The sequence below is a fragment of the Nonomuraea diastatica genome (genome assembly GCF_004349015.1).
Lineage (GTDB): Bacteria > Actinomycetota > Actinomycetes > Streptosporangiales > Streptosporangiaceae > Nonomuraea > Nonomuraea diastatica.
The window spans coordinates 1-6,845 of sequence record NZ_SMKP01000315.1; the positions used below are offsets into that span (position 1 = coordinate 1).

General features: G+C 70.3%; 7 protein-coding genes. 1 reads left to right on the forward strand and 6 read right to left on the reverse strand.

Features of this window, described 5'->3' with window-relative positions; all coding sequences use genetic code 11:
- From E1294_RS50345 to E1294_RS50365, 5 genes are all read right to left on the reverse strand, one after another.
- The coding region (locus tag E1294_RS50345) for an alkaline phosphatase D family protein (RefSeq protein ID WP_181958679.1) at positions 1–424 on the reverse strand (424 nt) is incomplete at its 3' end.
- Between the two features lie 9 nt (positions 425–433).
- On the reverse strand, positions 434–1,735 hold the full coding sequence (locus tag E1294_RS50350; protein ID WP_132519957.1) for an ABC transporter substrate-binding protein: 1,302 nt from the start codon (positions 1,733–1,735) through the stop codon (positions 434–436).
- A 14-nt stretch (positions 1,736–1,749) separates the two neighbouring features.
- A complete protein-coding gene (locus E1294_RS50355; RefSeq protein ID WP_132519960.1) occupies positions 1,750–2,559 on the reverse strand; it encodes a carbohydrate ABC transporter permease in 810 nt (269 codons plus the stop codon).
- A 7-nt stretch (positions 2,560–2,566) separates the two neighbouring features.
- On the reverse strand, positions 2,567–3,505 hold the full coding sequence (locus tag E1294_RS50360; protein WP_220448413.1) for a carbohydrate ABC transporter permease: 939 nt from the start codon (positions 3,503–3,505) through the stop codon (positions 2,567–2,569).
- On the reverse strand, positions 3,502–4,803 hold the full coding sequence (locus E1294_RS50365) for a glycoside hydrolase family 36 protein (protein WP_132519963.1): 1,302 nt from the start codon (positions 4,801–4,803) through the stop codon (positions 3,502–3,504). Before E1294_RS50365 ends, E1294_RS50360 begins: the two co-directional genes overlap by 4 nt.
- Before the next feature lie 168 nt (positions 4,804–4,971).
- On the opposite strand from E1294_RS50365, the gene E1294_RS50370 reads away from it, so the two are divergent.
- A complete protein-coding gene (locus E1294_RS50370) occupies positions 4,972–6,126 on the forward strand; it encodes an ROK family transcriptional regulator (RefSeq protein ID WP_132519966.1) in 1,155 nt (384 codons plus the stop codon).
- Here the strand turns inward: E1294_RS50370 and E1294_RS50375 are convergent.
- Positions 6,116–6,845, reverse strand: a 730-nt coding sequence (locus tag E1294_RS50375; RefSeq protein WP_132519969.1) for a helix-turn-helix domain-containing protein, incomplete at its 5' end; no start/stop codon positions are given. The genes E1294_RS50370 and E1294_RS50375 overlap by 11 nt on opposite strands.

Below are 6,845 nucleotides of genomic sequence, written 5' to 3' on the forward strand. Positions count from 1 at the left end.
GGGCGGGGGCGGTGAGGGTGCGGCCGGACGGGGAGATCTCGCGATCGGCCCTGAAACGGTAGAAGTATTCGGCGCCGGGGTCGAGACCGTCCAGCTCGACGTGGACGCTGTGGGCGGCGTCGGGGCGGGCGGTTTCGACGCCGTGGCGTACGACGTGCTTGAAGTTCTCGTCCTTGGCGAGCTGCCACTGGACCGGCACCGGCCGGCTCGGCATGCCGCCGAGGCCGTCGAGCGCGATCGGGTCCATGGCCAGCCGCGTCCATAACACCACGCCGTCATGCGTGGGCTCGCCGGAGGCGACGCCGAGCTGGAAGGGGTCGGACAGAGGGGCGCGCCGGACCGCCGCGCGCACGGGTGCGGCACCCAGTGCGGCGGAGAAGCCCAGGCCGGCACCCCCGGCGAAAAGTGAACGCCGGGTGATCATAGGGGTTCCTTACTTGATGCTGGCGTTGCCTTCGGCGACAGCCTGGTCGGCCGCCTGCTGGGGAGAGAGTTCGCCGAGATACATCTGGTTGAAGATCTGGTTAAGCTTCGTCTCGAAGCCGGTGAAGCCGGTGGTGATCGGCAGGGGGAAGGTCGAGCCGGCCGCCTGCTCGGCGAACGGCGTGACGTCGATCTTCTTCGCCTTCCAGTGGTCGACGTAGCCCCGTTCGAGGCCGTTGAGCGCGGGGAAGACGTAGCCGCCGTCGGCCATCGTCTTCTGCGGCGCCTCGGTGCCCAGATAGGCGGCCAGCTTCATGGCCTCCTCCGGGTGGTCGCTCTTGGCGTAGACGGCCTCTGCCAGGCCGTTCAGGTTGACCGAGCGGCCCTGCGGGCCCTCCGGCATGGGCGCCACCCCGAGCTCGAACGTCGACTCGGGCGCCACGAACGGCAGCAGCGCGTTGTTGGCCGGGAACATGGCCACCTGGCCCGCCTTGAACATGTCGGTGACCTTGCCGGTGGGCGGGTTCGTCCGGGTGGCGGGCGGCGAGACGTGGTGCTTGTTGACCAGGTCGACCCCGAACTGCAGCGCCTGCACCGACGCCGGGTCGTTGAAGGTGTATGTGCCGAACGGCTTGTCGACCAGCTTGCCGCCGTTGGAGGCGACCCAGTTCATCCACTGCGTCTGATAGTGGTTCCACGAGGCGAAGCCGTACGTCTTGACCTTGGCGGGGTCGAAGCCGTCCTCGCCGGGGTGCTTGCCGGCCTCGTCCACGGTCAGCTTGCGGGCCGTGTCGAGCAGGGTGCCGGTGCCGTCGGCCTTCCAGGTGAGCCGGTCCGGCATCTCCACGCCGGCAGCCTCGAACAGGTCCTTGTTGTAGAGCAGGCCGACGACGCCCCAGTCCTTCGGCACGCCGTACAGCTTGCCCTCGTAGGTGAACGAGCCGACCACGGTCTGGTGGTATTTGGCGGTGTCGACCTGGACAGGGGCCAGCACGCCCTTGGTGACGTACTCGGGGAACTGGGTGGGGGTCATCCAGAACACGTCCGGCGCCGTGCCCGCCACCGCGTCGGCGGTGAGCTTCGTCCAGTACTGGTCGTACGGCAGCAGCTCGATCGTGACGTCGATGCCCGGGTTGGCCTGCTCGAAGGCCGCCATCACCTTCTCGTAGCCGGCCTTCTGCTGGTCGTCCCAGAGCCGGTACGTCAACGTGACCTGCTCTGACTCGCCGCCCCCTGACCCGCACGCGGTCAGGGTGAGCATGGCGGCGCAGAGCAGCGCCCCGGCCCAGCGAATCGGGGGGTTGTTCAACATTCGCTGACCTCTTCTTACTTGAGGCCGGTAAGGACTACCGACCTGACGATGTACTTCTGGAAGAAGATGAAGACGGCCACCATCGGCACCAGCGCGATCAGGCTGCCGGCCATCATGAGGGTGTAGTCGACGCCGATGCCGTCCTTGAGCGTGGCGATGGCCACCGTGATGACCTTCGTGTCGTCGCCGCTGGTGATGATCAGCGGCCAGAGGAAGCTGTTCCACGACGAGATCACGGTGATGATCGCCAGCGTGCCGAGCGCGGGACGGCAGAGCGGGAGCATGATGCGCAGCAGGATCGTCAGCGGCCCCGCCCCGTCGATCCTGGCGGCCTCCTCCAGCCCGCCGGGCAGGCTCTTGAAGAACTGCCGCATCAGGAAGATCCCGTACGGGGTGCCGAGCACGTACGGCGCGAGCAGGCCGTACCAGGTGTTGACCAGGTCCAGCTCCCGCATGATCAGGAACAGCGGGATCATCGTGACGGCGCTCGGCACCATCATGGTCGCCACGTACAGCCAGAACAGCACGTCCCTCCCCCTGAACCGCAGCCGGGCGAAGGCGTAGGCGGCGAACGTGGTGAACACCAGCTGGCCCGCCGTCAGCAGCGCGGTCATCACGGCGGTGTTGAGGATGAAGTGGGGGAAGTCGCCGGCCAGCATCTCGGCGAGGTTGTCCGTGGTCGGCGGGAGCCCGGGCAGCCAGGGGGCGGTGGAGCTGAGCTGCGCCTGCGTCTTGAAGGCGGTCAGCACCACGAGCAGGTAGGGGAAGACGGAGATGAACGCTCCGCCCGCGAGCGTGGCGTAGAGCAGGATTCGCTTGGTCATCGGTCTCTCAGCTCAGGTCATAGGTGGTGCGCTTGCCGAAGAACCTGACCTGCGCCAGCGTCACCAGGAGAATGATCAGGAAGAGCACCATCGACAGCGTGGACGCGTAGCCGAAGTCGAACTGCTTGAACGCGGTCTCGAAGATCCTGAAGTTGATCACTTCGGTGCTGCCGCCCGGGCCGCCCGCGGTCATCGCGTAGACCGTGTCGAACACCTGGACCGCGCCGATCATGTTCGTCACCGTGACGAAGAACATCGTGGGGTTGAGCAGCGGCAGCGTCACCCTCCAGAACCGTTGCGCCGGGGTGGCGCCGTCGGTGGCGGCCGCGTCGTGCAACTCCTGCGGGATGCCCTGCAGGCCCGCCAGGAAGAACAACATGGTGTAGCCGGTGTGCTGCCAGACGCTGACCAGCGCGACGGCGGGCAGCGCCCAGGTGGCGTCGGACAGCCAGTCGGGGCCCGTGACGCCCACCAGCGCCAGGGCGCTGTTGAGCGCGCCGTCGCGGGGGTCGAAAATCCAGTTCCAGATGAGGCCGAGGACGATCGGCGTGGCCATCCACGGCACCACGAACAGCGACCTGAAGAGCCTGACGCCCTTGACGCGCTGGTTGAGCAGGATCGCGAGGGCCAGGGCCAGCACGGTCTGGAGGGGGATGCACAGCAGCACGTACGCGACGGTGACCCAGAGGGAGTGCCACGTCCGGCCGTCCGAGGCCAGGCGGCGGTAGTTGTCGAGGCCGGCGAACTCCGGGGCGGAGAGCAGCTCCCAGCGGAAGAGGCTGAGCGCCGCGACGATGACCATGGGGAGCAGCAGGAAGGCCAGCACGCCGAAGAGGCTGGGGCCGACGAACAGGTAGGCGTGCCACCCGCCGCGCCGCGCCCGTCCGCCCGCCGTGGCGCGCCACCGGATCTGCCGCGCCGGCGCGCCCACCGGGTGGCCGGTCACGACGGGTCCGTCGCCGTCGCCACCATGAGCCGCCGGGTGGTCTCCAGCCCCCAGTCGTCCAGGGCGGCGATCGGGTCGCTGGATCCCCGCAGCCCGCCCGTGCGCCCGATGTGCGCCGCCCACTCCTGCCTGGCTTCGACCTCGGGCCGCAGGATGATGCAGTCGGGGTCGTTCACCCACCACCGGGCGTGCAGGAACTCGCGGGCCGCCCCGGTGAGCCTGGCCCCGAGCTGCGACGGCTGGCTGATGTCGCCCGATCTGGGGTGCAGCGTCGGCGCGATGTCGGGGCTGACCCGCATGATGTCGACCAGCCCGATGCTGGGCAGCATGGGAGCCCCGCACCCGTGCAGCGTGGCGCCCGGCCCGGCGCCCTGACGCACCAGTTCCAGGCCGCGCCGGTATGCGGCGATCGGGTCGATGTCCTCGTTCCGCCGGCCGGCGAGCGCCCCGGCGTACAGGTAGTCGAGCTTGAAGTGGGTGATGCCCATCGCGGCGAACGTGCGGAACACGCCGGTCAGGTGGTCGGCCGCCTCCGGGTGGGTGACGTCGAGCACGGCCAGCTCCTGGTTCCACATGCGGCCCGCGTACGCGCCCCGGACCAGCCAGTCGGGGTGCTCGCGGAAGATCCGGCTGCGGCGCCCCACGAGGAACGGCGCGGTCCAGATCCCCGCCCGCCGGCCCGCTCCCGTGACGGCGTCCACGGCCCGCTCCAGCGAGCCGAACCCGGGCCGGCCTTCGAGCCAGTCGCCGATCTCGGCCTCGTAGCCGTCGTCGATGAGGAACATGTCGGCGCTGAGGCCGTGCCGCTCGGCCAGCTCCAGGTTGCCGATGACGTCGGCGTCGGTGACCTTGTCCCAGTAGCCGTACCAGGTGCACCACATGGGCGGCACCGCGGGGAATGCCCTGGGCTCGGCCATGGTGCCCGCCCAGTCACGCAGGGCCTGGGCGAGGCCGGTCTCGGCGCGGTGGTGGCGTACGGGGCCGTCGGCGGAGACCACCAGCCGGCCGCGCTCCTCGCGCACCCTGATGGACGGCACCCGTAAAGGGCTCGGCGCCGACCAGAGCTCAACGGACCTGTCGCCCGCCTCGATCGCCAGCAGCCCCTCGCCTTGGAACGTCCCGTCAGGGACGGGGGTCTCCGGGCGGTAACAGAGGACCTGGATCGTCTCATCGGCGGGCCGGGGCGGCGGGTCCTGCCAGCGGTAGGCGCCCGTGGGGCTCCATGACTGCCAGCCGTGCTCGAACACACGCGCGTCCTGGGGACGGCACGCGACCTCGCCGATGTCATCGAACGACATCAGTCCTCATTTCCATCACTTACGAAGGAGCGCTTCATTAGTAGCATCACCTGCACGAACCGGTCAATGACATATTTCCTCGATACGAGGAGGATGAGAGCGACACACCCATGGGCCGATCCCTGACATACTGACCGATTACAGAGGAGAACTACATTAAGGACGGCGATGGCGGACCTACGTGGCGGCGACCTGTCCCGGCTGCGGCAGCTCAACTCGCTGACCGCCATCCGGGCACTGCGCAGAGCCGGGCCGCTCACCCTGTCGGCGCTCGCCGAGCGGACCGGCCTGTCCCGGCCGTCCATGAAGGAGGTCACCGACGAGCTCATGGCGCTGGGCTGGGTGGAGGAGGTGCCGCCCAGCCAGGGCACGATGGGCCGGCCGGCGCGCCGCTACCGGTTCCGCGCCGACAGCGGCTACCTGGTGGGCGTCGACATAGGGGGTCACAACATCCGGGCCGCCCTGTCCGACCTCGACGGCGAGATCCTCGCCGAGACCAGGCAGCCGGTGCTGCCCGACGCCCCGCTCGGCGAGCGCCTGGCCGCGATCGAGCGCGCCGTCACCGGGTGCCTCGCGCTCAGCCGCACGACCGTCGCCGACCTGTGGACCATCGCGGTCGGCACCATCGGCGTGATCGACGTGGAGGGCCGCGTCATCTACTCCGCCGCCGTCCCCACCTGGCGCGACCTCGACCTGGCGGGCAAGCTGCGCGAGATGTTCCCCTGCCAGGTGCTGATCGAGAACGACAGCCGCCTGGCCGCCATGGCCGAGGCCAGGCGCGGCGTCGCCAAGGGCGCGAGAGACGTGGTGTTCCTGCACGTCGGCAGGCGCATGGGCGCCGGTCTGATCATCGACGGCAAGGTGCACAGGGGGTTCGGCGCGGCCTCCGGCGAGATCGTCATGCTGCCGGAGGCCCGCTGGTTCGACGCCCCCGAGCACCTCAACACCTGCGCGTCCGTCCCCGAGGGCACCCCACCGGAGGACGCGGCCGGCCATACGCTGGCGGCCGCCAGGAACGGCGACCCGGTGGCGGCCGGGGCGGTCGAGCGGTACGTCGACGACCTCGCGGTGGGCACGGCCGCGATGGTCCTCATCCTCGACCCGCAGATGGTGGTGCTGGGCGGCGGCTTCTCCCGTTCCGCCGACGTGCTGCTGGAGCCCCTGCGCCGGAGGCTGGAGCGGGCGTGCATGCGCATGCCGGAGGTGCGCGCGTCCACGCTGGGTGACGAGTGCGTGGTGGTGGGAGCGATCGACTACGCCGTCGACCACCTGGACGACCAGCTGTTCACTCCCGACAGGGGCCCGCTCCCGGTCAGCCGCTGACGCCGCGCAGGCGGGCACGATATTCGCGGGGCGGCAGGCCGTACTCCTTGCTGAAGGCCCTGCTGAAGTGGAAGGGGCTGACGAAACCGCACGCCACCGCCACCTGTCCGACGTCCATGTCGGTCACCTCCAGCAGGCTCGCGGCGTGGCGGGCCCGCGCCAGGCGTACCACCCGCATGGGGGTCTGACCGGTCTCCTCGGCGAACAGGTGGGAGAAGCGGGAGGGCGAGAGCGCGACGGCGCGGGCCAGCGAGGCCACCGAATGGGGGGCGCCGGGCTCGGCCGCGATGACGGCCAGGGCACGGCGTACGCGTTCGTCGCCCTCCTCGCCCGTCCGCGTGTCCTCAGGGCGCGCGGACGCGGTGGCCAGCACCAGCACCTCCTCGACGGCGCCGAGCACCAGCTCCCGCGCCGGCCCGCCCCCGGCGAGCGCCGGAAGCCGCGTCCCACCATCCTGGGCCTCGACCGGCACCACGCGCGCGAGCCCGGGCGTCCAGCGCGCGTCCTGGAGCGCCCGCTGGAACGCCAGATCGACGCGCTCATGCACGGACGGCGGCACCCCGGCGACCAGATGGCAACCGTCGCCCTCCGCGTACGGCGCCAGCCACACCGCCCAGCCCGGCCGCGGCTGGAAGTGCACCCACCAGAACCGCCACCGCTCCGCGCCCGCCCGCACCCGGTAATGTTGCGCCACCCCCGAGCCCAGCACCGCCAGATCC

What these genes read in the sequence shown, in the direction of transcription:
- E1294_RS50350 (WP_132519957.1), bottom strand. Translation starts at nt 1,735, where the DNA reads ATGTTGAACAACCCCCCGATTCGCTGGGCCGGGGCGCTGCTCTGCGCC.
- E1294_RS50355 (WP_132519960.1), bottom strand. Translation starts at nt 2,559, where the DNA reads ATGACCAAGCGAATCCTGCTCTACGCCACGCTCGCGGGCGGAGCGTTC.
- E1294_RS50365 (WP_132519963.1), bottom strand. Translation starts at nt 4,803, where the DNA reads ATGTCGTTCGATGACATCGGCGAGGTCGCGTGCCGTCCCCAGGACGCG.
- E1294_RS50370 (WP_132519966.1), top strand. Translation starts at nt 4,972, where the DNA reads ATGGCGGACCTACGTGGCGGCGACCTGTCCCGGCTGCGGCAGCTCAAC.